Annotated in this window: 24 protein-coding genes; 4 read left to right on the top strand and 20 right to left on the bottom strand. The window is 72.5% G+C overall.

From position 1 onward, the window contains the following. Nucleotides 1–9: 9 nt before the first annotated feature. The 6 genes from NH2_RS20645 to NH2_RS20620 form a co-directional block, all read right to left on the bottom strand. Nucleotides 10–1,329, bottom strand: coding sequence for a DUF8176 domain-containing protein (locus NH2_RS20645; protein WP_067656715.1), 1,320 nt, complete (start codon nucleotides 1,327–1,329; stop codon nucleotides 10–12). A 79-nt stretch (nucleotides 1,330–1,408) separates the two neighbouring features. Continuing rightward, nucleotides 1,409–3,013 carry a cutinase family protein gene (locus NH2_RS20640; RefSeq protein WP_067656711.1) on the bottom strand — a complete coding sequence of 535 codons (1,605 nt, stop codon included), beginning with the start codon at nucleotides 3,011–3,013 and terminating at the stop codon, nucleotides 1,409–1,411. 501 nt (nucleotides 3,014–3,514) lie between these two features. Beyond that, nucleotides 3,515–5,893, bottom strand: a complete 2,379-nt coding sequence (locus tag NH2_RS20635) for a RelA/SpoT family protein (protein WP_067656708.1) — start codon at nucleotides 5,891–5,893, stop codon at nucleotides 3,515–3,517. Nucleotides 5,894–6,088: 195 nt separating this feature from the next. Continuing rightward, nucleotides 6,089–6,706 carry an NUDIX hydrolase gene (locus NH2_RS20630; RefSeq protein WP_067656705.1) on the bottom strand — a complete coding sequence of 206 codons (618 nt, stop codon included), beginning with the start codon at nucleotides 6,704–6,706 and terminating at the stop codon, nucleotides 6,089–6,091. A gap of 96 nt (nucleotides 6,707–6,802) precedes the next feature. Further along, nucleotides 6,803–8,077, bottom strand: coding sequence for an adenylosuccinate synthetase (locus NH2_RS20625; RefSeq protein WP_174552854.1), 1,275 nt, complete (start codon nucleotides 8,075–8,077; stop codon nucleotides 6,803–6,805). Beyond that, a complete protein-coding gene (locus NH2_RS20620; protein ID WP_067656699.1) occupies nucleotides 8,074–9,009 on the bottom strand; it encodes a hypothetical protein in 936 nt (311 codons plus the stop codon). Before NH2_RS20620 ends, NH2_RS20625 begins: the two co-directional genes overlap by 4 nt. Nucleotides 9,010–9,082: 73 nt before the next feature. On the opposite strand from NH2_RS20620, the gene NH2_RS20615 reads away from it, so the two are divergent. Then, nucleotides 9,083–9,439, top strand: a complete 357-nt coding sequence (locus NH2_RS20615) for an MmcQ/YjbR family DNA-binding protein (RefSeq protein WP_067656696.1) — start codon at nucleotides 9,083–9,085, stop codon at nucleotides 9,437–9,439. A gap of 1 nt (nucleotide 9,440) precedes the next feature. Here the strand turns inward: NH2_RS20615 and NH2_RS20610 are convergent, their stop codons facing one another. From NH2_RS20610 to NH2_RS20580, 7 genes are all read right to left on the bottom strand, one after another. After that, nucleotides 9,441–11,042: an ATP-binding cassette domain-containing protein gene (locus NH2_RS20610; RefSeq protein ID WP_067656693.1), complete on the bottom strand. Its 1,602-nt coding sequence runs from the start codon at nucleotides 11,040–11,042 to the stop codon at nucleotides 9,441–9,443. A gap of 148 nt (nucleotides 11,043–11,190) precedes the next feature. Further along, a complete protein-coding gene (locus NH2_RS20605) occupies nucleotides 11,191–11,724 on the bottom strand; it encodes an adenine phosphoribosyltransferase (RefSeq protein WP_067656858.1) in 534 nt (177 codons plus the stop codon). A gap of 20 nt (nucleotides 11,725–11,744) precedes the next feature. Beyond that, nucleotides 11,745–13,448, bottom strand: coding sequence for an ABC transporter substrate-binding protein (locus NH2_RS20600; RefSeq protein WP_245650682.1), 1,704 nt, complete (start codon nucleotides 13,446–13,448; stop codon nucleotides 11,745–11,747). A gap of 58 nt (nucleotides 13,449–13,506) precedes the next feature. After that, entirely contained in the window at nucleotides 13,507–14,754 is a 1,248-nt protein-coding gene (gene secF / locus NH2_RS20595) for a protein translocase subunit SecF (protein WP_439951772.1), read from the bottom strand. Nucleotides 14,755–14,759: 5 nt separating this feature from the next. Beyond that, nucleotides 14,760–16,589: a protein translocase subunit SecD gene (gene secD / locus NH2_RS20590; RefSeq protein WP_067656690.1), complete on the bottom strand. Its 1,830-nt coding sequence runs from the start codon at nucleotides 16,587–16,589 to the stop codon at nucleotides 14,760–14,762. A 111-nt stretch (nucleotides 16,590–16,700) separates the two neighbouring features. Then, nucleotides 16,701–17,087 carry a preprotein translocase subunit YajC gene (gene yajC, locus NH2_RS20585; protein WP_067656687.1) on the bottom strand — a complete coding sequence of 129 codons (387 nt, stop codon included), beginning with the start codon at nucleotides 17,085–17,087 and terminating at the stop codon, nucleotides 16,701–16,703. Between the two features lie 80 nt (nucleotides 17,088–17,167). Then, nucleotides 17,168–18,658 (bottom strand): flavin-containing monooxygenase, encoded by a 1,491-nt coding sequence (locus NH2_RS20580; RefSeq protein ID WP_067656684.1) that lies wholly within the window; start codon nucleotides 18,656–18,658, stop codon nucleotides 17,168–17,170. 78 nt (nucleotides 18,659–18,736) lie between these two features. On the opposite strand from NH2_RS20580, the gene NH2_RS20575 reads away from it, so the two are divergent. Beyond that, nucleotides 18,737–19,375: a TetR/AcrR family transcriptional regulator gene (locus NH2_RS20575; protein ID WP_067656681.1), complete on the top strand. Its 639-nt coding sequence runs from the start codon at nucleotides 18,737–18,739 to the stop codon at nucleotides 19,373–19,375. A gap of 107 nt (nucleotides 19,376–19,482) precedes the next feature. Further along, nucleotides 19,483–20,076 (top strand): DivIVA domain-containing protein, encoded by a 594-nt coding sequence (locus tag NH2_RS30215; RefSeq protein WP_281202048.1) that lies wholly within the window; start codon nucleotides 19,483–19,485, stop codon nucleotides 20,074–20,076. On the opposite strand, the gene NH2_RS20565 is transcribed toward NH2_RS30215, so the two are convergent. From NH2_RS20565 to ruvC, 4 genes are read right to left on the bottom strand one after another with little or no spacing between them, the layout of a single operon-like run. After that, nucleotides 20,073–20,588 (bottom strand): GtrA family protein, encoded by a 516-nt coding sequence (locus NH2_RS20565; RefSeq protein ID WP_067656675.1) that lies wholly within the window; start codon nucleotides 20,586–20,588, stop codon nucleotides 20,073–20,075. The genes NH2_RS30215 and NH2_RS20565 overlap by 4 nt on opposite strands. Nucleotides 20,589–20,622: 34 nt before the next feature. After that, the gene (gene ruvB, locus NH2_RS20560) at nucleotides 20,623–21,705 is read right to left on the bottom strand and encodes a Holliday junction branch migration DNA helicase RuvB (RefSeq protein ID WP_067656670.1); all 1,083 of its coding nucleotides are present in this window, start codon (nucleotides 21,703–21,705) and stop codon (nucleotides 20,623–20,625) included. Nucleotides 21,706–21,708: 3 nt separating this feature from the next. Beyond that, nucleotides 21,709–22,305 (bottom strand): Holliday junction branch migration protein RuvA, encoded by a 597-nt coding sequence (ruvA, locus tag NH2_RS20555; protein WP_067656667.1) that lies wholly within the window; start codon nucleotides 22,303–22,305, stop codon nucleotides 21,709–21,711. Then, complete coding sequence (gene ruvC, locus NH2_RS20550) at nucleotides 22,302–22,871, bottom strand: crossover junction endodeoxyribonuclease RuvC (RefSeq protein ID WP_067656664.1); 570 nt, start codon at nucleotides 22,869–22,871, stop codon at nucleotides 22,302–22,304. Before ruvC ends, ruvA begins: the two co-directional genes overlap by 4 nt. A gap of 262 nt (nucleotides 22,872–23,133) precedes the next feature. On the opposite strand from ruvC, the gene NH2_RS20545 reads away from it, so the two are divergent. Beyond that, nucleotides 23,134–23,619, top strand: a complete 486-nt coding sequence (locus NH2_RS20545) for an SRPBCC family protein (protein ID WP_067656661.1) — start codon at nucleotides 23,134–23,136, stop codon at nucleotides 23,617–23,619. A 1-nt stretch (nucleotide 23,620) separates the two neighbouring features. On the opposite strand, the gene NH2_RS20540 is transcribed toward NH2_RS20545, so the two are convergent. The 3 genes from NH2_RS20540 to NH2_RS20530 all read right to left on the bottom strand — a co-directional run bounded on the left by NH2_RS20540 (nucleotide 23,621) and on the right by NH2_RS20530 (nucleotide 25,940). Next, a complete protein-coding gene (locus NH2_RS20540; RefSeq protein ID WP_067656658.1) occupies nucleotides 23,621–24,373 on the bottom strand; it encodes a YebC/PmpR family DNA-binding transcriptional regulator in 753 nt (250 codons plus the stop codon). Nucleotides 24,374–24,498: 125 nt separating this feature from the next. Next, nucleotides 24,499–25,119 (bottom strand): pyridoxal 5'-phosphate synthase glutaminase subunit PdxT, encoded by a 621-nt coding sequence (pdxT, locus tag NH2_RS20535; RefSeq protein WP_067656655.1) that lies wholly within the window; start codon nucleotides 25,117–25,119, stop codon nucleotides 24,499–24,501. Beyond that, nucleotides 25,116–25,940 (bottom strand): acyl-CoA thioesterase, encoded by an 825-nt coding sequence (locus NH2_RS20530; RefSeq protein ID WP_067656652.1) that lies wholly within the window; start codon nucleotides 25,938–25,940, stop codon nucleotides 25,116–25,118. The genes pdxT and NH2_RS20530 overlap by 4 nt, the downstream gene beginning before the upstream one ends. Nucleotides 25,941–26,011: the final 71 nt, after the last annotated feature.

The raw sequence follows: 26,011 nt of genomic DNA, 5'->3' as shown, positions 1-26,011 counted from the left end.
TGCTCTCCTCTATCCGGCCGCGATGCCCGTGATCAGGGTGCGGCCGCCGATCTCCGCGGTGGTGACCGTCTGCCTGCTGTAGGACGCGGGAACGCCACCGGGCCGCTGTTCGGTGACCTCGACCGAGTATCGATTGTCGCCCACCTCGGTGATCCGCACGCAGTGCGTGGTTCCGGCCGGGATGGAGTCGATGCCGCGCTGGATCACCTCGGCGGGCGAGACCGCGGCGCCCGGCGCCACCAGCTGCCGCGCCGAGCTGCCGCTGCGGTCCACGTAGTACGCGTACTGGAAGGCGAGGATGGCGTCCGGCCCGGACATGGCGCCGCCCCGGCCCGCGCCGCGCACCTCGGTCGGGGTGCGGCTCGCCGTGCACTCGGCGGCCGGGCCGCCCGCGCTGCTGAACTGCATGGCGGAGGGGACGACCGGGGCCGAGCCGCCGCCACCGCCGCCGGAGCCGAGCAGGTAGACCACGCCGACAGCGGCCAGCACCAGCAGCAGCACCGCGACGCCGAGCACGACGAAGGCGCGGCGGCGCCTGGAGTCCGGCGGCGCGTCCTGCTCGCGCAGCGCGAGCGGGCTCGGCAGGGTGCGCACCGTGCCGTCGTCCTCCCAGCCCGGCGGGGAGGCCGCCGGGGGCGAGCCGGGGCCGACCCAGTCCGACCAGCCGCCGACGAATTCGCTGCGCTGCGTGGTGACGTCGCTGGGGACGTAGTTGTCGAAGCGGTCGTCGTTCTCCCACTGCTCGCGCTCGGCGCGGCGCGCGTCGAGCGGAGTGACGGTGTCGGCGAGGTCGGCGTCGCCGAAGAGGTCGGCGTCGTCCAGCGGCTCCGCCGGGCGCAGGCGGGGGATGTCGCCCTGCACGTCGGCGGCGGCCTCGGCCTCGGCCTCGGCCTCCCAGGGGAACTTGAGCTCGTCGTCGATCTCGTCCAGCGGGGTGGTGGTTTTCGCGCCGGTGTCGACCTGGACGACCTCGGCATCGATCACCGGGGGTGGCGGTTCGGGCGCGGGGTCCGCGGGGCCGGGGTCGCTGCCCGCGGGTGCGATGACCACCGGTTCCACCGGGGGCTCGACCATCACCGGCTCGACGACCTCGGCCGTTAGCGGCGGATGCGCGTCGGCTCCCGGCTCCGCCGGGGCGGACGGGTCCGCGGTGGGCACGGACTCGCTCTCGGGCTCCGATCCCGTCCGACGCCCCTCGACAGCGTCGGCAGGCTGCACCGAGAGCAGCGGCGCACCCGGCGGCCCGGCGTCCGCGTCGGCGTCCGGCCGGGAACCCTCCGGCTCGGGAGCCGAGCCCTCCGGCTCGAGCGCCCCATACCATCGCGACAAATCTTTGTACGACTTCAACATTCCCCCATTCCCGCTGATCGGGGCGCGTAACGCGGCATCAATCGGCCCTTCTCGGCGTTCAGTTCGTGGAGAACGGATAGGCGTTGCCTGCGGAATCGGGTCGGTCGGCGGGGGGCGCCGCCGGCACCGAGCCTCCGGAGGAGGCGCCGTCGACTCCACTCCCGAAGGGAAATTGTCCCGTACCCGACGGAGCCGGTGTCGGAGACGCGCCGGAGCTGCCGTCGAAGAATCCGGTCGGTACCTTCGGCGCCGCGCCGGACGGCGTGCCACCGCTGCCGACGGTCGCGTGGATATCGTGGGCGGAGGCCGCCAGCCAGTCCGCCACGAACTGGGTGGGGGCATCGCCGTTGGCCGAGACGGCGGCATTGCCGTAGGCGCCGTGCCGCTGCACCGTGTCCCAGTACCGCACCCAGGTGGTGGTGTTCAGCAGCTCGCTGTTGTCGGTGATGTTCTGCACCACCGCCTCGAACGCCTGGGTGACCAGCCGGGAGACCGTGGTCGGCGGGATCAGCTGCGGGATGGCGCCGAGCAGCTTGGTGCCGAGCATGAGCAGCGCGGCGGGCGGGTTGCTCAGCGCCGCCGTGGCGAGCTCGGCGATGGCGGTCGGGTTGAGCACCGTCCTCACCACGGTGACCACGGCATTCAGCCCGATCATGCCGACCTTGAGCATGGCCTTGAAGGCGCCGTTCAGGTCGAGCGGGGTGCGCGGGTCGGAGGCGTCGGCCAGCCGCTGCGAGATCGACTGCTTCGGCGCGATCGAGAGATTCGCCAGCGAGGTGCCGGAGATGTCCTCGTTCACCACCTTGGTGGCGGTCTTGATCGAGGTGAAGGCCAGCGCCTGCGAGATGGAGACCAGCGAGGCGATCGGATCGCCACCGCTCAGCTTGGCCTGGCCCGCGATATTGGCCACCGCCTTGAGGATCGGCGCGCCCTCGGGCGCGTCGCAGGCGAGATCGCCTGCGGCGCAGAAGCTCGCGACCCGCCCGGTGAGCGAACCGAAGTTGGCCGCCCGATCCCGCTCCGGGCCGATGCCGCCACCGGAGGCCGGGGCCTGCGGCAGCGCGGCGATGGTGGCGATCTCGTCGCCGGAGACGCCGGGCGCGGCGTCCGGGGCGGACTTGCCCGGCGCGCCGGGGAAGAGCGGGGCGCCCGGATTGCGGGTGGGGTCGCCGAAGAGCGCGACGGCCGCGACCTTGTCGGCGGCGAGCACGCCGTGCCCCTGCCCGACCTCCTGCGCGAACATGGAGGCGACGTGCGCGCCCTGCGAGTACCCGACGATCGCGAAGCGGGTCTCGCCGCAGCGATCCGCGACCTGCTTGGCCATGGTGCGCAGCCGGATGAGCCCGCCGGAAATGGACTCCGAGTACGGCGCCTGCCGGCCGCCGACGGCGCCGCCGAAGCCCGCCTCGTACGGCACGTAGGCGCGGTCGACCAGCCCCGGATCGGCCGCCTTGGCCAGCAGCGGGCGGAAGACGGTGGAGAGCATCCCGGTATCGGTGCTCGGCGCGGCGTCCGGCGAGGACTCACCGGTGCCCTGAATGCCGAGCGCGTAGAGCGCGGGGCAGGAGGTGATCTCCAGCTCCGTGGAGGGCCCGGCAGGTGGCTGCGCGGCGGCGGTGCCCGCTGTCGCGGTCGCCACAGCGACGGCGAACGCGACGAGCATTCCCGAGATTCTTCCCGTGTACGTTGCCATAGCGGTTCGCAATCAGTCCGTATCGCCGAGCCAACAGGACGCTTCGAAACGCAATAGACCGTAACAGATTCCGGCTATGACTGCGGGCACGGCGGAAACATTCCGCAGGACAGGGCGGTGTCCGCGACAGTTCGACGGCGATCGATCGGTGGCGCGCCGCAAGTTTCCGATTCCCCTGCGTGGCGCGGGGGTGTGGGGAGGAAGTTACCACTCGGAGAGGCGAATTGTGGGCAAACAGATAGTTGCCCGCGTCGCGGCGCAAGATCAAGGCGCTGCCCTTCTGCTGCCTGTGTTGGATTGGCGCGCCTGCGGCGCGCGGGTTCGCGGCCCGGGGGGATTCGCGTCCGAGCGCTCGAGACTCGAGCCTTCGGCTCATGCGCTTTCGAGCACTCGGACGCGAATCGGCCGCGAACCGGGCTCGTAAGACTCGCCCCCTGGTGACTGGGGGGAGGGGGTTGGGTGGGAGGGGGGTTAGGCGGCTGAGGTGACTCTGTAGACGTCGTAGACGCCTTCTACGTTGCGGACGACGTTGAGGAGGTGGCCCAGGTGTTTGGGGTCGCCCATCTCGAAGGTGAATTTGCTGATGGCTACCCGGTCGCCGTGGGTGGTCACGGAAGCCGAGAGGATGTTGACCTTCTCGTCCGCCAGGACCTTGGTCACGTCCGAGAGGAGGCGGGTGCGGTCCAGGGCTTCGATCTGGATGGCGACCAGGAAGACCGAGGAGGGGGAGGGGGCCCACTCGACCGCGATGATTCGTTCCTGCTGGGCTTGCAGGGAATCGGCGTTGGTGCAGTCGGTGCGGTGCACGCTGACCGAGCCGCCCCTGGTGACGAAGCCCATGATCTCGTCGCCGGGGACGGGGGTGCAGCACTTGGCGAGCTTGGCCACCGTATTCGTGGCGCCGGGGATGAGGACGCCGGCGTCGCCGGTGACACGCTGCCTGGCGGGGGTGGTGGAGGGGGTGGAGCGCTCGGCCAGCTCGTTCTCGACGTCGCCGATGCCGCCGAGCTGCGCCATGAGGCGCTGCACGACGTGCTGGGCGGAGACCTGGTGCTCGCCGACGGCGGTGTAGAGCGCCGACATATCGTCGTAGTGCAGTTCCTTGGCGAGCGAGGTCATGGCGTCGGCGCTCATGAGGCGCTGCAGCGGCAGGCCGGAGCGCTTGACCTCCTTGGAGATCTGCTCCTTGCCGGTCTCCAGCGCCTCCTCGCGGCGCTCCTTCGCGAACCACTGCCGGATCTTGGCCTTGGCGCGCGGGGAGACGACGAAGTTCTGCCAGTCCCGGCTCGGCCCGGCGTTCTGCGCCTTCGAGGTGAAGATCTCGACGACCTCGCCGTTCTCCAGCTGCCGCTCCAGCGCGACCAGCCTGCCGTTCACCCTGGCGCCGATGCACTTGTGCCCGACCTCGGTGTGCACCGCGTACGCGAAATCGACGGGGGTCGACTTCTGCGGCAGCGTGATCACATCGCCCTTCGGCGTGAAGACGAAGATCTCCGGGCTCTTCAGGTCGAAGCGCAGCGACTCCAGGAACTCGGCCGGGTCCGCGGCCTCGCGCTGCCAATCGAGCAGCTGGCGCATCCAGGACATCTCGTCGACCTCGGTGGAGTCGACGGTGTGCTTGCCCTTGGTCTCCTTGTACCGCCAGTGCGCGGCGATGCCGAACTCGGCGGTCCGGTGCATCTCGTGCGTGCGGATCTGCACCTCGAGCGGCTTGCCGTCCGGGCCGACCACGGTGGTGTGCAGCGACTGGTAGACGCCGTAGCGCGGCTGCGCGATGTAATCCTTGAACCGCCCCGCCATCGGCTGCCACAGCGAGTGCACCACGCCGACCGCGGCGTAGCAGTCCCGGATCTCCTCGCACAGGATCCGGATGCCGACCAGGTCGTGGATGTCGTCGAAGTCCTTACCCTTGACGATCATCTTCTGGTAGATCGACCAGTAGTGCTTCGGCCTGCCCTCGACCACCGCGTTGATCCGGGAATCGCTCAGGTTGTTCACGATGAGCGCGCGCACCCGGGCCAGGTAGGTGTCCCGGGAGGGCGCGCGGTCGGCGACCAGCCGGACGATCTCGTCGTACTTCTTCGGGTGCAGGATGGCGAAGGCCAGGTCCTCCAGCTCCCACTTGACCGTTGCCATGCCGAGCCGGTGGGCAAGCGGGGCGATCACCTCGAGCGTCTCGCGGGCCTTCTTCGCCTGCTTCTCCGGCGGCAGGAAGCGCATGGTGCGCATGTTGTGCAGCCGGTCGGCGACCTTGATCACCAGCACCCGCGGGTCGCGGGCCATGGCGATGATCATCTTGCGGATGGTCTCCGCCTCGGCGGCCGAGCCCAGGTTCACCTTGTCCAGCTTGGTGACGCCGTCCACCAGGTGCGCGACCTCGCGGCCGAAGTCGGCGGTGAGCTGCTCCAACGAGTAGCCGGTGTCCTCCACGGTGTCGTGCAGCAGCGCGGCCGTCAGGGTGATGGTGTCCATGCCGAGCTCGGCCAGGATGTTCGCCACCGCGAGCGGGTGCGTGATGTAGGGGTCGCCGGACTTGCGGAACTGGTGCTTGTGCCGCTCGTCGGCCACGTCGAAGGCGCGCTGCAGCAGTACGAGGTCGCCCTTGGGGTACAGCTCGCGGTGCACCGTCGCCAGCGGCTCCAGCACCGGCTTCACCGCCGCGATGCCGCGCTGGCCGGTCATCCGCCTGGCCAGCCGGGCCCTGACCCGGCGCGAGGCGGAGGTCGGGACCGCGGCGGAGCCGCTGCGCGGGGGAGCCGGCGGCTCGGTGGCAGGGGCGGGCTGCTCCGGCTCGGGGCGGGGTTCGTCCGCCGCGTTCCCGGCGTTCACCTCGTCCAGATGCTGAGTCATGCCACCGCCTCTCCCAAGCCCCGGTGCCCCGAGGAACCCCCCACTTTAGTCCCGATCACCCCGACCGTCCCGCCCGCGTGCAAAGCCTGCGAGGCCCCGGCCCCCACCCCTCCCGCCCAGCCACCCTGGGGCGAGCCTCACGAGCCCCGGTTCGCGGCCGATCCCCGGGCCGCGAACCCGCGCGCCGCAGGCGCGCTAATCAACAAAAGCCCAGACTGCCGCCGGGCGGCCCGTGGCCTTCACTCTGCGCCGCTCGTCAGTCCGGGTCAACCCGGGGACGGTGGCGAGCGTGCGGTTGAGGTTGGCGGGGTCGGGGCGGACGCCGTGGACCGAGGTGGCGAGTTCGACGGCGCGGGTGGCGGGGAACTGCGGGCCGAGCAGCGCCCTGGTGAAGGCCGGGTCTTTCCAGAGCAGCCCGGTGAGCAGCGTCCGCGCGGTACCGATGATGGCATTGTGGTCGAACGCCAGCGGCGGAACGCTGTCGAACGAGACCCACTCCGCGGGGCTGTCGTGCGGGCTCAGCACCGCCCACATGGCGATGGAGAGCGTGGGCCCGCGCGGGTCGCGGCTCGGCTCGTCGAAGGTGACGAGCTGGCCGATGGCGGCGATGGCGGGCTCGGGGGCGCCGAGTTTGGTGACGAGGGCGCGGTGCGCGGCGGCCACCAGCCGCTCCCCGCGGCCGAGCAGGACGCCAGGCAGGGCGAGCTCACCGGCGAACGGCGCGTGCCCGCGCGGCGCGACCCCGAGCCGGATGCCGGAGTCCTCCCCCCAGAACCGCAGCGTCACGACATCCACTGAAACGACGGACTGCATGTGCTCTATCTTTGCGCGTGCCTGCGGCACGCGGGGTTCGCGGCCCGGGAACCGGCCGCGAACCGGGCTCGTATTGCTCGCCCCGTTGGGTTGCGATCAGGCCGCGCGAGTGGCAGGGGTGGGGCGGCGATCGGACCGATCAGGGCCGTTACCGGTGAGCAACACGGGGGTACCCAATTCGCGCTCCAGGTACGCCGGGATGTCGGCGGGGAGATCCGCCAATTGCGGTGTGGCGGAACGCAGGAGCGCGGTCAGGGATTCCTGGTGGGCGAGGTCCTGCCACGCCCCGACCGGGAGGCGGCGCAGCACACCGGCCGGGGTGCGGTAGGCCGTAGCGACACGCAGCGGGCCGGGGACGTCGAGGTGGTTGACGACCAGCCCGTCGACTCCCCCGCACACCTCGAGCGCGTAGCGCAGCAGCACCAGGTCGAGGTGCCCGCGGCGGAACGGGCCCTGGTACGGGCCGGTGCCGTTGTGCGGCTCGGGCAGCTCGAGCGCCGGGTCCTCGGTGGGTAAGGGGCCGTCCCCGTGCCTGGTCTGGTAGCTCCTGGTCACGCCGAGCACGGTGCCGGTGGCGCCGATCCCGGCCAGCAGCGCGCGGGCGTTCCGCGGCTCGACCGTCGACCAGGTGGTGTGCGGGTGGAACCCGCGCCACTCGTCCAGCAGCACCCCCTGCGCCCCCTCGAAGACCAGCGGACCGCGCCGGGCCAGGCGGGCGAGCTCGCCGTCGCCGGCCACCCGGACGGCGGCGGCGAACTCCCGGTACATGTCGACCAGGTCGTCCACCGGCTCGAAGCCGAACCCGCTGCCCGCGAGCAGCGGCGCGTAGTGCGCGGCCAGCGCGGTGAGCAGCGCCCGCAGCCGATCCGGGTGCGCGCAGTCGGCGACCGTCGGCGCCGCGTGTTCCAGCGCGTAGGCGGCGGTCTCGCCGATCCCGCGCCCGCAGGAGCCGTGCCGCGCGGTGCCGCGGGCCCGCTCCCGCGCCCGGTTCGCGGCGATGTGGATCGGGGTGGTGAGCAGCGCCCGGCCGTCGACGGCGAGCAGCCCGAGCGGGTCGGGCACGCCGAGCGCCGCCAGCGCTTCGGCCTCGGCGGCGAGCGCGATCGGCTCCACCAGCACGTGCCGGGTGAGCAGCGTCGGCACGCGGGCGAGTGTGCCCGAGCCGAACTGCGCGAAGGTGTGCGTGCGCCCGCCCGCGACGACGGTGTGCGCGGCCTGCGCCCCGCCGTTGAACCGGACGACGGCGGCGGGGCCGAGCCCCGCCGCCGGGGAGCACAGCCAGTCGACCGTCGCCCCCTTGCCCGCGTCACCGAAGCCGAGGTCGACCACGATCACGTGGCCACCGGGCCCGCCGTCGCGACCTCTGTTCACGCCGTCCGCTTCCCGGGCAGCGCCGTGCGCTCCCCCAGCGTGCGCGCCACCGCGTCGGCCCCGCCGGCGCCGACATCCCGCAGATCGGCCAGACCGGTCGCGAGATCCACCCGGTCCTCGCCGAGGCCGATGGTCAGCGCGATGAGCTCGCAGACCGCGGCCGGATCGTCCAGCTTCAGGAAGTTCTGCCCGAGCAGCCCGCGCCAGTGCTCCGCGATCTCCGGGTCGTGGAAGTAGCTGGACTGGTCCGGCAGCAGGAAGAAGACGTGCCAGCGTTCGGCCAGCGCCCGGTAGATCGACTGCACCGAGACGTCCTGCCGCACGCTGTCGCCGATCACCGCGCGAATGTGCCTGCTCGCCAGCCGCGGCTTGTTCAGCTCGTCGCCGATCAGGAAGAAGTAGCCCTTCTTCCCGCGCTTCTCCCACGCGTCGGTGCTGACGTGGGTGGCCATGAAGTAGGCGGCGAGCTCGTAGCTCTCCGACTTCTGGCCGCCGCCACCGCCCTCGAGCAGGATCGAGCGCAGCTGCTCGTCCATCCGATTGTCCGATTCGAACTGCCCGACCTGCAGCGGCACCCGGTCGCTGTCGGCGTCGCCGATGGCGCCGAAGAGCAGCTGCGGGTCGTCGGCGTAGCCGCGGCTGCGCAGCAGGCCGTGCAGCAGCCCCAGCTTGTTCTGCATGATCCGCGGCACCCGGCCCATCGAGCCGGTGACGTCGAAGAGCACCGCGATCGGCAGCGCGGCGCCGTGCTCGTCGGAGTCGCGGCACTCGCGCGCCCGCACCCCGAACGGCTCCAGGCTCGGGTGCGCCCGCCAGCTGTCGTAGGGCTGGTCGCGCAGCTCGGCGGTGTAGCCGAAGTCGTCCTCGCCCCGGCGGGCGCGGAAGGTGGCCGCCGCCCGGTAGGCGGTGTCGTCCCAGTGTCCGTATCCCATGTCCGTCTCCTCCCGTGAAGTAGTTTTAGTGTAAGCAACCAAAACGTCGCCGGCAACCCCCTACACTCCTGGTATGGACACAGTGGCGCGGGTGCGCCGGATCTGCCTCGCGCTGCCGGAGGCCACCGAGCGGCTGAGCCACGGCGCGCCGACCTTCTTCGTCCGGGAGCGGAAGTCGTTCACGAAGTACGTGGTCGGCAGCTACGGCGAGCCGGGGCCGACGCTCTGGTGCCCGGCCGCGCCCGGCGTCCAGGACGAGCTGGTCGACGCCGAGCCGGAGCGCTTCTTCGTCCCGCCCTACGTGGGGCCGAGCGGCTGGATCGGGCTCCGGCTCGACGTCGACCCGGATTGGGCCGAGATCGCCGAGACGGTGCGGCAGAGCTACCGGCTGGTGGCGCCGAAGAAGCTGGCCGCCCTGCTCGACGCCTGACTCAGGTCAGCGGCCGGTCCTCGACCTCGGCTCCGGTGCAGCGCAGCAGCCTGGTGAGGCCGAGGTCGGCGAGGAAGCGCTCGTCGTGGCTGACCACGACCAGCGCGCCCCGGTAGCCGGTGAGCGCCTGGGTGAGGTGCCCGAGGCTGGGCAGGTCCAGGTTGTTGGTGGGCTCGTCGAGCAGCAGCAGCCGGGGCGCCGGGTCGGCGAGCAGCACGGCGGCGAGCGCGGCGCGCAGCCGTTCGCCGCCGGAGAGCGTGCCCGCGGCCGCGTCGGCGGCGGCGCCGCGGAAGAGGAAGCGGGCCAGCTGCGCCCGCACCTCCTGCGCTCCCGCGTGCGGCGCGGCGGCCGCCACGTTCTCGACGACCGAGCGAGCGTCGTCGAGGATGTCGAGCCGCTGCGGCAGCAGCCGCCACGGCACTGCGGGCCCGGCCTCGGCGATCCGGCGCAGCAGCGTGGTCTTGCCGACCCCGTTGCGCCCGGTCACCGCGATCCGCTCCGGCCCGCTGATCCGCAGGTCGACCTGAACCCCGCCCGGCAGCGCGGCCCCGCTCAGCTCGACCACCTCCTGCCCCGGGTGCAGCCGGGTGCGCGGCAGCTCGATCCGGATCTCCCGGTCGTCGCGCACCGCCTCCTCGGCACTCCGCAGCTCGGTACGCGCGCTGTCCACCCGCTCCAGGTGGGTGTTGCGCAGCTTGCCCGCGGACACCTGCTGGCTCCGCTTCTTCTCGTTGGCGATGATCTTCGGCGCCCGCTTGGTCTCGGAGAGCATGCGGCCGTACCGCACCCGGCGGTCCAGCTTCACCCTGGTCTCGATCAGCTCGCGGCGCTGCCGCCGCAGATCGCCGCGGGCGTCCCTGACCGCGGCCGCGGCGGCCTCCTGCTCGGCCGCGACGATCCGCTCGTAGGCCCCGAAGCCGCCGCCGAAGAGCCGCAGCCCGCCCCGGTAGAGCTCGGCGGTGGCGTCCATGCCGTCGAGCAGCTCCCGATCGTGGCTCACCACCAGCGCGATGCCGGTGAACTGGCCGAGCACCTCGGCGAGGCGCTGCCTGGCGACGCCGTCCAGGTTGTTGGTCGGCTCGTCGAGCAGCAGCACGGCGGGCTCGGTGAGCAGCTCCGCGACCAGCCCGAGCAGCACCGTCTCGCCACCGGAGAGCGTGCCGAGGGTGCGATCGAGCGCGGCGGGCCCGTCGGCGACGTGGCCGAGGCCGAGCCGGGCGAGCAGCGCCACCGCGCGCTCCTCGACATCCCAGGCTGCCCCGACGGTGTCGAAGTCGGCGGGGCTGCCGGTGCCCGCCTCGATGCGGTGCAGCGCGGCGCGCACCGCGGCGATGCCGAGCACCTGGTCGACCCGGAGGCCGGTGCCGAGGCCGAGGTCCTGGCGCAGGTAGCCGAGCGGGCCGGGGCGGGTGATCGAGCCGCGGCCGGGGGTGAGCTCACCCGCGATCAGCCGCAGCAGCGTGGACTTCCCGGCGCCGTTGGCGCCGACCACCCCGATGCGGCCGGGGGTGAGGGTTGCGGTCAGCCCGTCGAAGACGGCGGTGCCGTCCGGCCAGGTGAAGGCGAGATCCGACAGGGACAGCGAGGACGAGGGTGTGGGCACGGTTGCTCCCGAGGTGACTGCGACGGAACGCGGCGCGCGAGATACGGGCCGCCCGGGCGTGACCTCAGATCAGCAACAGCCGCTCCGTTCGCCGGGAACAAGACCAGACCAGGATAACCCCGGCACCGCGGCCGGGGTCAACTCCTTTTCAGACGGTGACGATGGCGGTGACCGGGTAGTCGCCCTGCCTGGCCCGCCCGGCCAGGAAGCCGATCTCCAGCACCACGGCGGCCGCGACCACCTCGGCGCCCGCCTCGGCGAAGAGCTCCGCGGCGGCGGCCAGCGTGCCGCCGGTGGCGAGCACGTCGTCGAGCAGCAGCACCCGCCTGCCGCGCAGCTCGACGCCGTCGGCCGGGATCTCCAGCGCGGCGGTGCCGTACTCCAGCGTGTACTCGCGGGAGACCACCGGCGGCGGCAGCTTGCCGCCCTTGCGCACCGCGAGCACCCCGGTGCCGAGGCTCGCCGCGACGCCGGCGCCGAGCAGGAAGCCGCGCGCGTCCACCCCGGCGATCAGGTCGGCGTCCGGGGCGCAGGCGGCCAGGCCGTCGAGGACCGCGCGGAAGCCGGCGGCGTCCGCGAAGACCGGGGTCAGATCGGCGAATCGCACGCCGGGCGTGGGGAAGTCGTCGTGCCAGCGGGTGAGCCGGTGCACCGCGTCGGCGGCGGTGGCGTGCGCGGTCATCGGGGTCCCTTCGGGGTCGGTCACCGGGTCAGCCGCCAGCGGTCCATGTTCCAGCCGGTGCCGCCCTGGGTCGGCCCGGCGACGCCGTTGCGCAGCCCGGTGCCGAAGGCGATGAGCCGCGGCGTGGCGAAGAGCGGGATGCTGGGTAGCTCGGACCAGAGCAGGTTCTCCGCCTCGGTGAGCAGCCCGAGCCGGCCCGCCGAGGCGTCGTCGGCGGCGAGCTGGTCGGTGATGGCGTCGAACCGGCCGTTGCCGAAGCGCCCGACATTGGAGCCGTTCCCGGTGCGCAGCGCCGCCATGGCCGCCATCTCGGAGCTCGACCCGGCCGGGCCGGTGGCGGCGGCGGTGCCGCCGAGCACGGCGTCCACCGCGCCCTCGGTGAGCCGGGTCGGCTGGAAGTCGGGGGCGCCGGCGTCCACCACGGTGATCCCGGCGGCGCGGCAGGAGTCGGCGATGGCCCGGACGGTGGCGGCGCGGCGGCTGTCCGGGGTCCGGTAGCCGATCCGCACGGTCAGATCGCCCGCCTTCACGGTCGGGTCGACGGCGGCGTATCTCTGCGCGGCTCCGGTGGCTGCCTCGTAGAAGAGCGAATCCTGCTGCACGATATGGGCGTTCAGCATGGCGGAGCCGATGCCGCGCTGCGGGCGGTCCGGTACCGAGCCGAGGGTGTCGAAGAGCGCCTGGCGCGGCACGCAGGCGGCGAGCGCCCGGCGCGGCTGCACCCCGGCGAAGACCCCGCCGGTGCCGAGCACCAGCTGCTCGGCGCCGCGGCCCGGGACGGTGCTGGCGGAGAAGCCGTCCAGCGGCAGCTCCGGTACCGAGCCCGCGCCGATGTCGATCACCCCGACGGCATTGTCGCCGATCTTGGCGGAGAGGTCGGTTCCCTTGGGCCACACCACGATCCGGCCGGTCTCCGGCTTCGCCCCCCACCAGCGCTCGTTGGCGACCAGCACCAGCCCCTCGCTCTCGCTGTAGGAGCCGATGCGGTAGGGGCCCGCGGAGGGGAAGCGGCTCGCGTCCAGCGCGCCGGGCGTCATGGTCCAGCCGGTGTTCCAGAAGTCGGCGAGCTTGCCGAGCGCGACCAGCTCGCCGGTGCGCACCGCGCCGATCAGGTTGCTCACCCCGGTGGCCTGGGTGGCCACGTGCGCGGGCATGAGCTCACCGGCGGCGAAGAGCGTGCGCCACGGCACGTAGCGGCGGCCGGGGCGGAAGACGACGGTGGCGTCCTTGGAGCCGGGCTCACAGTCGATCCGCTCGATGTCCTCGTACCCCGAGGTGCTGGCGCTGTCGAAGAGCGGCGCGCCGCCGGAGGTGAACCGGCCGCTGCGGGCCGCCCAGGTGTAGACCAGGTCGTCGCAGGAGGTGGCGATGCCGTCGGAGTAGACGCCGTCCGGGCTCAGCCGATACTGGATGGTCTGCGCCTCCCCCGGCACCTCCTTGGCGGTGCCGACGTCGGTGTCGGCCACCTGCTGGCCGTCCGGGCCGGTGTAGAAGAACCCGGTGAGCACCCGGCCGAAGACGGCGGGCGAGCCGCTGGCCCAGCCCACCGTCGTGCCGCCGTTGTAGGTGCTGATCACCGCGTCGGTGGCGTAGCCGATGGAGGGCACCTGGCTCTCGCTCGAGCACCCGGCGCCGAGCCCGGCCGCGACGACCGCGGCGGTGAGCGCGGCGACCACCCGCCGCGCTGGGATCCCGGGCCGGTGCCCGCGGCGTGGAAGTCGCAACGTCGAAACCCCTTCGCTCCCGAACGATGTCACCGGGGCACCAGCGGCCCCGCCACTGCTACCGGCGGTTGCGCTTGCCGCTGGGGCGCGCGCCCGCCCGCGGGCCCGAGCCCGCGCCGCTGCGGGCCCGCCGGGGCTCCGCCGCCTCCTGGGCGCTGCGGGCGGTCGCGGTGCCCGCGCGCCGCTTGGCGGCGGCACCGACCCGCTCCGCGGCCGCCGCAGCCCGCTTGGCCTGCACCTTCCTGGTGTGCGCGGCCACCGGACCCCACCGTTCCTTGAGCGAGACCAGCAGCGGCGTCGCGAAGAAGATGGAGGAGTAGGTGCCGACCAGCAGCCCGACCAGCTGCACCAGCGCGAGGTCCTTGAGCGTGCCGACGCCGAGCAGCCAGACCGCGATCACCATCAGCCCGGCGACCGGGAGGATGCCGATCAGGGCGGTGTTGATCGAGCGCATGAGCGTCTGGTTGAGCGCCAGGTTGGCCTGCTCGCCGTAGGTGCGGCGGTTCAGGTGCAGAATGCCCCTGGTGTTCTCCTCGACCTTGTCGAACACCACCACCGAGTCGTAGAGCGAGAAGCCGAGGATGGTCAGGATGCCGATCACGGTGGCCGGGGTGACCTCGAAGCCGACCAGCGCGTAGACCCCCGCCGTCACCGCCACGTCGAAGACCAGCGCCGCCAGCGCGGCCAGCGCCATGTCGCGCTCGAAGCGGACGGCGATGTAGATCGAGACGATCACCAGGAACACCGCCAGCGCGATCAGCGCCTTGCGGGTGATCTGGCCGCCCCAGGTCTCGCTGACGTCGGAGACGCTGATCGCGGCCCGGCTCGGGCTGCCGTCGGAGCCCTCCGGCTGGAACCGCTCGTAGAGTTCGGCGCTCAGCGTGTCCACCTGGCTCGCGTCCAGCGCCTCGGAGCGGATCAGCATGGTGGACGAGCCGCCCGCGCCGACGGTCTGCACCGATTCCGGGCCGAAGCCGAGCGCGTCCGAGTAGGCCTGCTCGACCTGCTCGGTGCTCGCCGACCCGGCCGGGAACTGGATCTGCGAGCCGCCCTCGAAGTCGATGCCGAAATTGAACCCGCGGATCACCATGCTGGCCAGCGCGATCAGCACGATCACCCCGGTGATGGCATACCAGCGGCTCCGGTTGCCGATCACGTCGATGGCGCCGGTGCCGGTGTAGAGCCTGCTGAAGAAGCTGCGCGCGTGCGCCCGCTGCACGGGCGTGAAGACATCCGTGACCTCGGTGGCGTTGGTGCCGTTCTCCAGCGAGTAGCCGCTCTCGCGGTCGGTGTGGTTGTTCGTCACGGTGCTCACGCCTTCCCGAGTGCGGGGCGGGTCGCCGCGGTGCGTTCCCGCGCCACCTGCTGCATCGCGCCGAGGCCGTTGACCGCGGGCTTGGACCAGAACGCGGTGCGCGAGGCGACCAGCACCAGCGGCGCCGTCACCAGGAACACCACCACCACGTCCAGGATGGTGGTCAGCCCGAGGGTGAAGGCGAAGCCGCGCACCTGGCCTGCGGCGAGGATGTAGAGCACCGCGGCGGCGATGAAGCTGACCGCGTTGCCGGAGAGGATGGTGCGCCTGGCCCGCTGCCAGCCGCGCGGCACCGCGGAGCGGAAGCTGCGGCCCTCCCTGATCTCGTCCTTGATGCGCTCGAAGAACACCACGAAGGAGTCGGCGGTCATGCCGATGCCGATGATCAGACCGGCGACGCCCGCCAGGTCGAGGGTGAACCCGATCCAGCGCCCGAGCAGCACCATGATGCCGTAGACCGCGAAGCCGGAGGCGATCAGCGAGAGCGCGGTGAGCAGCCCGAGCATCCGGTAGTAGGCGAAGCAGTAGAGCAGCACGACGACGAGCCCGATGGCGCCGGCGAGCAGCCCCGCGCGCAGCGAGGAGAGGCCGAGCGTCGCGGAGACGGTCTGCGCCTCCGAGGTCTCGAAGGAGAGCGGCAGCGAGCCGTACTTCAGCGTATTGGCGAGCTCCTTGGCGGAGGCCGCGGTGAAGTTGCCGGAGATCTGGGTGCGGCCGCCCTGCTGCGGGCCCTGCTGCACCACCGGCGCCGAGACGACCTGCGAGTCGAGCACGAAGGCGACGCGCTGCTGCACGTACTCGCCGGTGAGCGCGGCCCACTCGTCGCTGCCGCCGGACTTGAACTCCAGGTAGACCTCGTGCCGCGACTGCTGCTGGTTCAGCCCGGAGCTGGCGTCGGCGATGTCCTGGCCGTCGATCCGGCTCTTGTCCAGCAGGAAGACCTCGGTGCCGTCGCTCGCGCAGGCGACCAGCGGCAGGTTCGGGTCGTCGTTGCCGCGCAGCGGGTCGGGCTCGGAGCAGTCCAGGGTGGCGAGCGCGAGCTGCTGCACGGCCGGGTCGGTGCTCTGCCTGGTGGCCTTGGCCTCGGCGATCTCGGCGCGGGCCTGTTCGGCCGGGGTGCGGTCGGCGGGGCTCGGCTCCGGGGTGGGTGCCGGGGCCGGGGTCTGCTCGGCGGGCGGCGCGGGCGCCGGTTCGGCGGGCGGCGCGGGCGCCGGTTCGCCGGGTGGCGGGACCTGCTCGGCCGGGGGCGCGGGCTCCGGCGGCACCTGGGCCGGGAAGAGCCGCGGCTGCGGCGCGGGCGCGACCTCGGGGGCGGGGGCCGGGGGGGCGTCCGGCGCGACGCCACCGGGGGCGGGCGGCGGGGCCGAGCCGTCGGGCGCGGGCGCGGTGCCCGCCGGGGCGGGGGCTCCCGGCGTGGCCGGGGTCTGCGCGGTATCGCGACCGGCCGCCGGGACCGCGGTCAGCACCGGGCGGATGTAGAGCTTGGCCGTGGTGGCCAGGGTGCGCGCCTGCTGGCCGTCCTCACCCGGGACGGTGATCACGATGGTGTCGCCGTCGATCACCACCTCCGAGCCGGAGACGCCGAGGCCGTTCACCCGGTTCTCGATGATGGACTGCGCCTGCTTCAGGCTGTCCTGGCTCGGCCTGCTGCCGTCCGGCGTGCGCGCCGTCAGCGTGACCCGGGTGCCGCCCTGCAGATCGATGCCGAGTTTCGGCGTCGGGGACTTGTCCCCGGTGAAGAAAACCAGCGCGTAGATCAGAGCGAGCAGGGCAACGAAGAGGCCGAGCAGTCGCCATGGGTGCGCCGATCCCTGTGACGGAGGCACAGTGCGTCATCTCCTAGAGCGGAAGTCGAGTGGAACCGGCGCGCCGACCGGGCGCACCGAGACATCCACGCCGGGTTCCGGCGCGGACTGCGGTGACAGCGGCGAGCGCGGTCAGTCCTTGGTCAGCCGGGTCTCGGTCTGGCCGGGGGTCTCCTCGGCGGCCGCGGGCGCGGCGGCCTCCGGCTCGGGCCGGACAGCGGGCTCGGCCGGGTCGGCGGTGCCCGGCTCCTCGGTGACCGCCTCGTCGTCGGTGCGGACCTCGCGCACGGCCTGGCGCAGCCAGGTCGTCACGATCTCCTCGGCGATCTCGAGATCGACGGTGTCCTCGTCGACCTCGACCACGGTGCCGTAGAGCCCCGAGGTGGTGGTCACCCGATCCCCGACCTTCAGATTGTCCTGCATCGCCGAGACCTTCTCGGCCTCACGCTTCTGGCGGCGGACGCCGAGGAACATCGGCACGAGCAGAGCGACCAGCAGTAGCGGAAACAGCAGTTCCATCGTCGACGTCAGTTCCTGGTTCGTGGGTGGGGTGGACAGGTACCCACACAGTCTGCCAGTTCGCGTAACCGGCCCCACACTCAGGCGGGCACGCCACCGTAGACGTAGTCGTCCAGCGGGAAGCGCACCGCCTCGCGGTGCGCGTTCAGGGTGCTGGTCGGGCGCAGCAGCGCGGCCTCGCCGTGCGGGTCGAAGTAATAGCTGCGCGCCGACGCGCAGTCGCCGCCGTAGAACACCGAGGAGCCGAGCCGCTCGGTCACCCGGTCCAGGAAGGCGGCGTTGGCGCGCTCGGTGACCTCGAAGGTGGCCGCGCCGCGCCGGGCCAGCTCGCCGAGCAGCCTGCCCATGTGCTTCATCTGCGCCTCGACGGTGGTGAAGTACGAGAGCCCGCTGTAGGAGTACGGGCTGTTCAGGCTGAGGAAGTTGGGGAAGCGCGGCACGGTGATGCCCTCGTACGCCTGGAACCGGCTCTCCCGCCACCAGGCGCCGAGGTCGATGCCGTCCCGGCCGAGCACCGTGATCGCCGGGAAGTTCGCCTGCCACAGGTCGAAGCCGGTGGCGAGGACCAGCGTGTCCAGCGCGATCTCGGAGCCGTCGGCGAGTGCGATGCCGCCGGGCGTGACCCCGGCGATGGTGCCGGTCTCCAGCTGGACGTGCGGGGAGTTGAAGACCCGGAAATAGCGGTTCGAGAAGGTCGGGCGCTTGCAGCCGAAGTCGTAGCCGGGGGTGAGTGCGCGCCTGGTCTCCGGGTCGCGCACCGAGGTGCGCAGGTGCGCCCTGGCCAGCAGCCCGGCGCCCCGGTTCAGCACCTTCGCCCTGGTGAACTCCAGCACGCCCGCGACCATGATCGCCTCCAGCACGGAGGTGTTCGCCAGCCGCGCGGCCTTCTGGGTCACCGGCAGCGCGGCGAAGAGCCGCTGCACCGCGGCCGGGATCGGGGTGTCGACCTTGGGCACCACCCAGATCGGGGTGCGCTGGAAGACGGTGAGCTCGGCGGCGACGTCGGCCAGCTCGGGAACCAGCTGCACCGCGGTGGCGCCGGTGCCGATCACGCCGACCCGCTGCCCGGTCAGATCCAGGTCGTCCGGCCAGGCGGTGGTGTGCACGATCCGCCCGGCGAACCCGTCGATGCCGGGGAAGGGCGGGGTGTAGGGCTGGGAGAGGAAGCCGGTGGCGGTGATCAGGAAGCGCGCGGTGAGCTCGTCGCCGGTACCGGTGGTGACGATCCACTGCTGCCCCTCGGCATCCCAGCGGGCCCGCTCGACCGCGGTGCCGAAGCGCATGCGGCGGCGCAGCCCGTACCGCTCGGCCACGTGCTGCGCGTAGCGGCGCAGCTCCTCCCCCGGCGCGAAGAGCCGGGACCAGTACGGATTCGGCTCGAAGGAGTACGAGTAGGTGACCGAGGCGATGTCGACCGCGAGCCCCGGGTAGCGGTTCACGTGCCAGGTGCCGCCGAGATCGTCCTCGCGCTCCAGGATCACGTAGTCGCTCAGCCCCAGCCGGTCCAGCTGGATGGCCGCGCCCATGCCGCCGAAGCCGGCGCCGACCACGATCGCGTCGTATCGCGCCATTGCCATACCTTCTCTCGTGACTCATCTGTCACGGAATGACATGTCATTCCGCTTCCCGCCGACCGTATCATCGGCGGGGTGACGAAGCCATCGACGCGAGCCGACCGCCGCAAGGCGGAGCTGCGCCGCGACATCATCGACACCGCGTTCGTCTGCTTCGCCGAGAAGGGCTACCACGCGACCGGGATCGCCGATATCGCCACCGAGCTCGGCATCGGCCACGGCACCTTCTACCGCTACTTCAGCAACAAGCGGGAGATCATCGACCACGTCATCGACGACCTCGCCGAGCGCATCGTCACCGCGCTGGCCACCGAGAACTCCCCGGACGCGGCCGAGACGCTGGACGACTACCGGGCCCAGATCGAGCGGATCGGCGCCGCGCTGACCGTGATCCTGGTGCAGGACCGCCGGGTCGCGCAGCTGCTGCTCTTCCACGCCACCGGCATCGACGACGAGCTCACCGCCCGGCTGTACGGCCTGCTCGACACCGCCGACGCGCTCACCGCCGCCTACCTCGAGCACGGTGTCGACCGGGGTTACCTGCGCGCCGGCCTGGACACCGGGAGCACCGCGAAGGCGGTCACCGGCATGCTGCTCGCGGCGGTGCTGCACGGGCTGCGCGACCCGGAGGGCGATGTGCGCGGGCTCGCCGAGGCGATCCGGCGGCTGCTGGTGGACGGCGTGCGCCGGGACGGCGAGGGCGAGGGCGGCTGAACCAGGACCGCGGGAGCCGCCGCCTCGGTATCGTGTTCCGGGGTCCACCACTCTCGCGGGGGTTTCACACGTTGTTCGGAATGCATCGGTCGATCAGGAAGTCGCAGGTGTTGGCAGGACGCGCCCCCGCTCCGCCGCGGATGACCCCGGACGAGGTCGGCCGCGCGCACTTCGACCGGCCGCCGCTCGGGCAGCGCGGCTACCACGCCGACCGCGTGGACGACTTCCTGCGGTCGGTGGCCGAGACCCTGGCCGGCGCGGGCGCGCTCACCGCCGACGACGTGCGCCGGGTGACCTTTCCGGTGCCGCGCTTCGGCGGCCGCGGCTACCAGACCGACCAGGTCGACGAATTCCTGGACCGGATCCGGCTGGAGCTGGAGTCCAGGCAGAACGGCGGGCACCCGGCGCCGGAGCAGCGCGCGCACAGCGGCGCGGGCGCCGCCATCCTCACCCCGGACGACGTGCACCGGGTGCGCTTCACCTCGGCCGGGATCGACCGCCGCGGCTACGGCGAGGAGGAGGTGGACGCCTTCCTCGACCTGGTCGCCGCCACCCTCGCGCACGCGGGGCCGGGCAACCTGACCGCCGCCGACGTGCGCGAGGTGCGGTTCACCGGCGCCAGGCTCGGCACCCGCGGCTACAGCCGCGAGGAGGTCGACGCCTTCCTCGACCTCGTGGTGACCGCGCTGGAGCAGCGTTAGAGTTCGGCCGCGCTCGGCCGCGGCTCGTGCAGGTCGTCCGGGAAGACGAAGCGGCGGAAGGCCCAGAAGCGGAAGGCCATGGCGAGCAGCACGCCGAGGATCTGCCCGCTGACGAAATTCGCCACCGCCTGCGTGACCGGGCCGACGAACGGCACCCGCAGGTCGAGCACGTAGAGCGAGATCGCCTGCGGGATCATGGTGACCCCGATGCCGAGCGCGCTGACCGCGAAGAAGAGCGCCGCCTCGTGGTGCCGCTGCCTGCCGCCCCTGGTCCGGAAAGACCACTCGCGGTTCAGGATGTAGGAGGCGATGGTCGCGATCAGCACCCCGAGCAGCCGCGCGGTGAGCGGCTTCTCGCCGAGCACGGTGAGCTTCACGGCGTAGACGACGCCGGTGTCGATGAACCACGTGATCGCGCCGACGACAGCGAATTTCAGCAGCTCGCGGTGGCGGATCACGGTGCTGCGGTGCGGTTCCGGAATGCGACCGAGCACGGACTGGACGACCGTCATTCGACCGACTCTAACCGCGCGCGCCGAGCGGTGCTCAGTCGAAGAGGTCGAGCGCCTGCTGGGCCTCGTGCGCGCGCACCTCCAGCGCGCCGGAGAACGAGCCCGCGGGCGGCACCAGCCCCAGGTGCTCCCAGGCCGCGGTGGTCGCGACCCGGCCGCGCGGGGTGCGGGCCACCAGCCCGGCGCGCACCAGGAACGGCTCGCACACCTCCTCGACGGTGGTGGCCTCCTCCCCCACCGCGACGGCCAGCGTGGAGACGCCGACCGGCCCGCCGTGGAAACCGCGCACCAGCGCACCGAGCACCGCGCGGTCCAGCCGGTCCAGGCCGAGGCCGTCCACGTCGTACACCTCCAGCGCGGCGCGGGCGATCGCCAGCGTGACGTGGCCGTCGGCGCGCACCTCGGCGTAATCGCGGACCCGGCGCAGCAGCCGGTTGGCGATCCGCGGCGTGCCGCGGGAGCGGCCTGCGATCTCGGCGGCGGCGTCCGGCTCGATGGTGACGCCGAGGATCCGGGCCGAGCGCAACAGGATGCGCAGCAGCTCCTCGGGGTCGTAGAAATCCATGTGGCCGGTGAAGCCGAACCGGTCGCGCAGCGGCCCGGTCAGCGAGCCGGAGCGGGTGGTGGCGCCGACCAGGGTGAAGGGCGCGATGTCGAGCGGGATGGAGGTGGCCCCGGGCCCCTTGCCGACCACCACGTCGACCCGGAAGTCCTCCATGGCGAGGTACAGCATCTCCTCGGCCGGGCGGGCGATGCGGTGGATCTCGTCGATGAAGAGCACGTCGCCGTCGACCAGGTTGCTCAGCATGGCGGCGAGATCGCCCGCGCGCTCCAGCGCGGGGCCGGAGGTGACCCGCAGTGCGGTGCCGAGCTCGGCGGCGATGATCATGGCCATGCTGGTCTTGCCGAGCCCCGGCGGGCCGGAGAGCAGCACGTGGTCCGGGGTGCCGCCGCGCTGCTTGGCGCCGCGCAGCACCAGCGCCAGCTGCTCCCGGACCCGGGGCTGGCCGATGAACTCGTCCAGCGAGCGCGGCCGCAGCCCATCGAGCTCACCGTCGGACGGCTGCGCGGCCGCAGCGATCGGGGAGCCGTCGTCGGCGAAATCCGGGTCGTCCATCGGCTATCGGTTCCTGCCGAGCAGCCCGAGCGCGGCGCGCAGCACCGCCGAGGTGCCCGCGCCCGGCTGCTCGGCGAGCACGGTGTCGACCGCGGGCTCGGCCTGCCTGGCCGGGAAGCCGAGGCCGGTGAGCGCCTCGATCACCTGGTCGCGGACCGGGCCGGCGGCGACCGCGGCCGGGCCGCCGGACTGCACCGGGACGGCGTCCACCTTGTCCCGCAGCTCGACGATCATGCGCTCGGCGCCGCGCTTGCCGATGCCGGGCACCCGGGTGAGCGTGGTCAGGTTGCCCTCGGCGAGCGCCTTGCGCAGCGCCTCCGGCTCCAGCACCGCGAGCACGGCCATGGCGAGGCGCGGGCCGACGCCGTTCACCGTCTGCAGCAGGCCGAAGAGTTCGCGCGCCTCGGTGTCGGCGAAGCCGAACAGCGTCATGGAGTCCTCGCGGACGATCATGGCGGTGTAGAGCCTGGCCTGCTCACCGCGGCTGAGCCCGGCGAGCGTGGCCGGGGTGGCGCTGAGCCGGTAGCCGACGCCTGCGGCCTCGATGACCACATGGTCCAGCGCGATCTCCAGTACCTCGCCGCGCACCGACGCGATCACGGCCGCACCGCCTTCCGTTGCTCGGCCAGCCTGGCCTTGTACTTGCGCTGCGCCTCGGCGGCGGCCCGCTCGGCCTTCGCCATCCGCTCCAGCAGCGGGGCCCGCCAGCAGTGGCAGATGGCCAGCGCCAGCGCGTCCGCGGCATCGGCCGGTTTCGGCGCCACCTGGAGCCCGAGTATCCGGGTGACCATGGCGGTGACCTGGGCTTTGTCCGCGGCGCCATTGCCGGTGACCGCGGCCTTCACCTCGCTCGGGGTGTGGAAGGCGACCGGGATGCCGCGGCGCGCGGCGGCCAGCGCGATCACCCCGCCCGCCTGCGCGGTGCCCATGGCGGTGCGCACATTGTGCTGGGCGAAGACCCGCTCGACCGCGACCGCCTCCGGGCGGTGCGTGTCCATCCACTCCTCCGCCGCGTCGGCGACCAGGAGCAGCCGGTTGGCCAGGTCGAGCTCGGGCGGGGTGCGCACCACATCCACGTCCAGCGCGGTGACGGTGCGGCCACGGCCGCCCTGCACCACGCTGAGGCCGCACCGGGTGAGCCCGGGGTCGACGCCCATCACCCGCACCGACGCTCCCTCCCTCCGGGCGAACAATTGTTCGAGAGTTTAGCTCACGCGGTCGTTTCCGCCGCCGGGCGACACGGTAGCAAGGGTGGGAATGCGGGGCTGCGCCCCGCGCCCGCTCGCGGTCGGCGGCGGCGTGGCGCCCGCGCGCCAGGGTGGCCCGTGTGGGCCGTCACCCCCGCGCGCGCCAGAGTGGCCCGGGCGGTCTGTCGGACCCGCGGTGCACAATCGGGCGAAACCGACCCGCTCCGAACGGAGGAACACCGTGGCTCCCGAACCCACCGGCACCCTGCACCGCACCGCCACCGGCCGCGATCTGGTGCTCACCCGGCGCTACGCCGCGCCACCCGAGGAGGTCTGGGCCGACCTCACCGAGTCCGAGCGCACCGCGCGGTGGTTCGGGCCGTGGGAGGGCGAGCCGGGCGGCGCCATCCGGGTGCGGATGGTGTTCGAGGAGGGCGAGCCCTGGATGGACATGCTCATCGAGACCTGCGAGCCGCCCCGGCGGCTGGAGCTGCGCGCGGTCGACGAGGCGGGCTCCTGGCACCTCGAGGTGGTGCTCACCGCCACCGGCGAGGGCACCGAACTGGCGTTGATCCACCACCTGGACGACGACGCCGACCCGGGCATGGTCGGCCCCGGCTGGGAGTACTACCTGGACCTGCTCGGGGCGGCCCGCTCCGGCGCGAGCCGCCCCGATTTCGCCGACTACTTCCCGGCGCAGCAGGAGTACTTCCAGCGGCTGGGCTGAGTCAGGCGTCCAGCTCGGCGAGCACCTCGTCGGAGATGTCGGCATTGGTGTAGACGTTCTGCACGTCGTCGCTGTCCTCCAGCGCGTCCACCAGCTTGATCACCTTGCGCGCGCCGTCGGCGTCGACCGCGACCGAGACCGAGGGCTGGAACCCGGACTCCGCGGAGTCGTAGTCGATGCCGCTGCTCTGCAGCGCGGTGCGCACGGCGATCAGGTCGCCGGGCTCGCTGATCACCTCGAAGGTATCGCCGAGGTCGTTGACCTCCTCGGCGCCCGCGTCCAGCACGGCGGTGAGCACGTCGTCCTCGGAGAGCTCGTTCTTCTCCAGGGTGACGACGCCCTTGCGGTGGAACAGGTACGCCACCGACCCCGGGTCGGCCATGTTCCCGCCGTTGCGGGTCATGGCGACCCGGACCTCGCCAGCGGCGCGGTTGCGGTTGTCGGTGAGGCACTCGATGAGCACCGCGACGCCGTTCGGGCCGTACCCCTCGTACATGATGGTCTGCCAGTCGGCGCCGCCGGCCTCCTCGCCGCCGCCGCGCTTGCGCGCCCGCTCGATATTGTCGTTGGGCACCGACGACTTCTTCGCCTTCTGAATGGCGTCGAAGAGCGTCGGGTTGCCTTCGGGGTCACCACCACCCTGCCGGGCCGCCACCTCGATGTTCTTGATCAGCTTCGCGAAGAGCTTGCCCCGCTTGGCATCGATCGCGGCCTTCTTGTGCTTGGTGGTGGCCCATTTGGAGTGGCCGCTCATTCCCTACTTCCTTCGAGTCGGTGACACGGTGGACGTGTGTACGTTACCGGCGGCCGGAAACGGGGCGCCCCGAGGCCGGGGCGGCGCGGCCGTCGGCCGGGAAACTCCACCAGCGTACGCGCCGCTCACCCGAGATCGGCGCGCGCTCGGCGCACCAGCCCCACGAACAGCTCGTGCACCCGGAGATCGCCGGTCACCTCCGGGTGGAACGAGGTCGCGACCACCGGCCCCTGCCTGACCGCCACGATGCGCCCCGCGGCCGGGCCGTGCGGCACGGTGGCGAGCACCTCGACGCCCGCCCCGGCCCGCTCCACCCAGGGCGCCCGGATGAAGACCGCGCGCATCGGCCCGTCGTCCAGCCCCGCGAAGTCCAGATCGGCCTCGAAGGAATCGACCTGGCGGCCGAAGGCATTGCGCCGCACCGTCATATCGATGCCGTGCAGGTGCTCGGCGTCGGCCCTGGTGTCGAGCACCTCGGAGGCGAGCAGGATCATGCCCGCGCAGGAGCCGAAGGCGGGCATCCCCGCGCGCAGCCGGGCGCGCAGCGGCTCCAGCAGCTCGAAGACCCGCAGCAGCTTGGAGATGGTGGTCGACTCGCCACCGGGCAGCACCAGGCCGTCCACCGCGGCGAGCTCGGACGCGCGGCGCACCAGGGTCGGGGTGGCACCGCACTTCTCCAGCGCGGCGATGTGCTCGCGGACATCGCCCTGCAGGGCGAGCACCCCCACCACGGGCCGATCGGTCACGGCTGGTCCCTGAGGGTGCGGATGAGTCCTTCCTGCACCACCGCGGCGACCAGCCTGCCCTCCCGGTCGAAGATCTTGCCGCCGGTGAGCGCGCGGCCGAACCCCGCCGAGGGCGAGGACTGGTCGTAGAGCAGCCAGTCGTCGGCGCGGAACGGGCGCAGGAACCACATGGCGTGGTCCAGCGAGGCATTCTGGGTGGGCTCGTCCTGGTGCGTCACCTTGGACGAGCCGAGCAGCGTCATATCGCTCATGTAGGCCAGCGTGCAGACGTGCAGCAGCGGGTCGTCCGGCAGCGGGTGCCGGTAGCGGAACCACACCTGCTGCTGTGAGACCACGCCCGGCCTGGGCACCACCGAATCGTGCGGCACGATTCGGATGTCCCAGTGCTCCCACTCGCGCATGAGCCACAGGCTCTCTTCGCTCAGCATGGTGGAGACATCGGGCAGCTCGTCCGGGCCCGGCACGTCGGACATCACGTCCTGGTGCGTCGGCCCTTGGTCGCCGCTGTGGAACGAGGCCGACATGGTGAAGATGGCCTGCCCCTCCTGGATCGCGGTGACCCGGCGGGTGCAGAACGAGCGGCCGTCCCGGATCCGCTCGACCTGGTACACGGTAGGCTGGTCCGGGGTCCCCGGCCGCAGGAAGTACCCGTGCAGCGAGTGCACCTGGTGCCGCGGCTCCACCGTGCGCACCGCCGAGACCAGCGCCTGCCCGGCGACCTGACCGCCGAAGGTGCGCGGCAGCTGCGTCTTGACCGAGGCGCCGCGGAAGATGTCCCGCTCGATCCGCTCGATCTCCAGTGCCTCTTCGATTGTCGCCATGCGCTGAGAGTATCCCGGCCGGTCGGCCGGGTCGGCGGCACCCGGCGGACCTGCCACGCGGGCGTTTGCTG

Source organism: Nocardia harenae NBRC 108248 (assembly GCF_001612885.1).
Lineage (GTDB): Bacteria > Actinomycetota > Actinomycetes > Mycobacteriales > Mycobacteriaceae > Nocardia > Nocardia harenae.
Note: the sequence above shows the minus strand (reverse complement) of the source record. Positions and strands in the feature narration are given on the sequence as shown.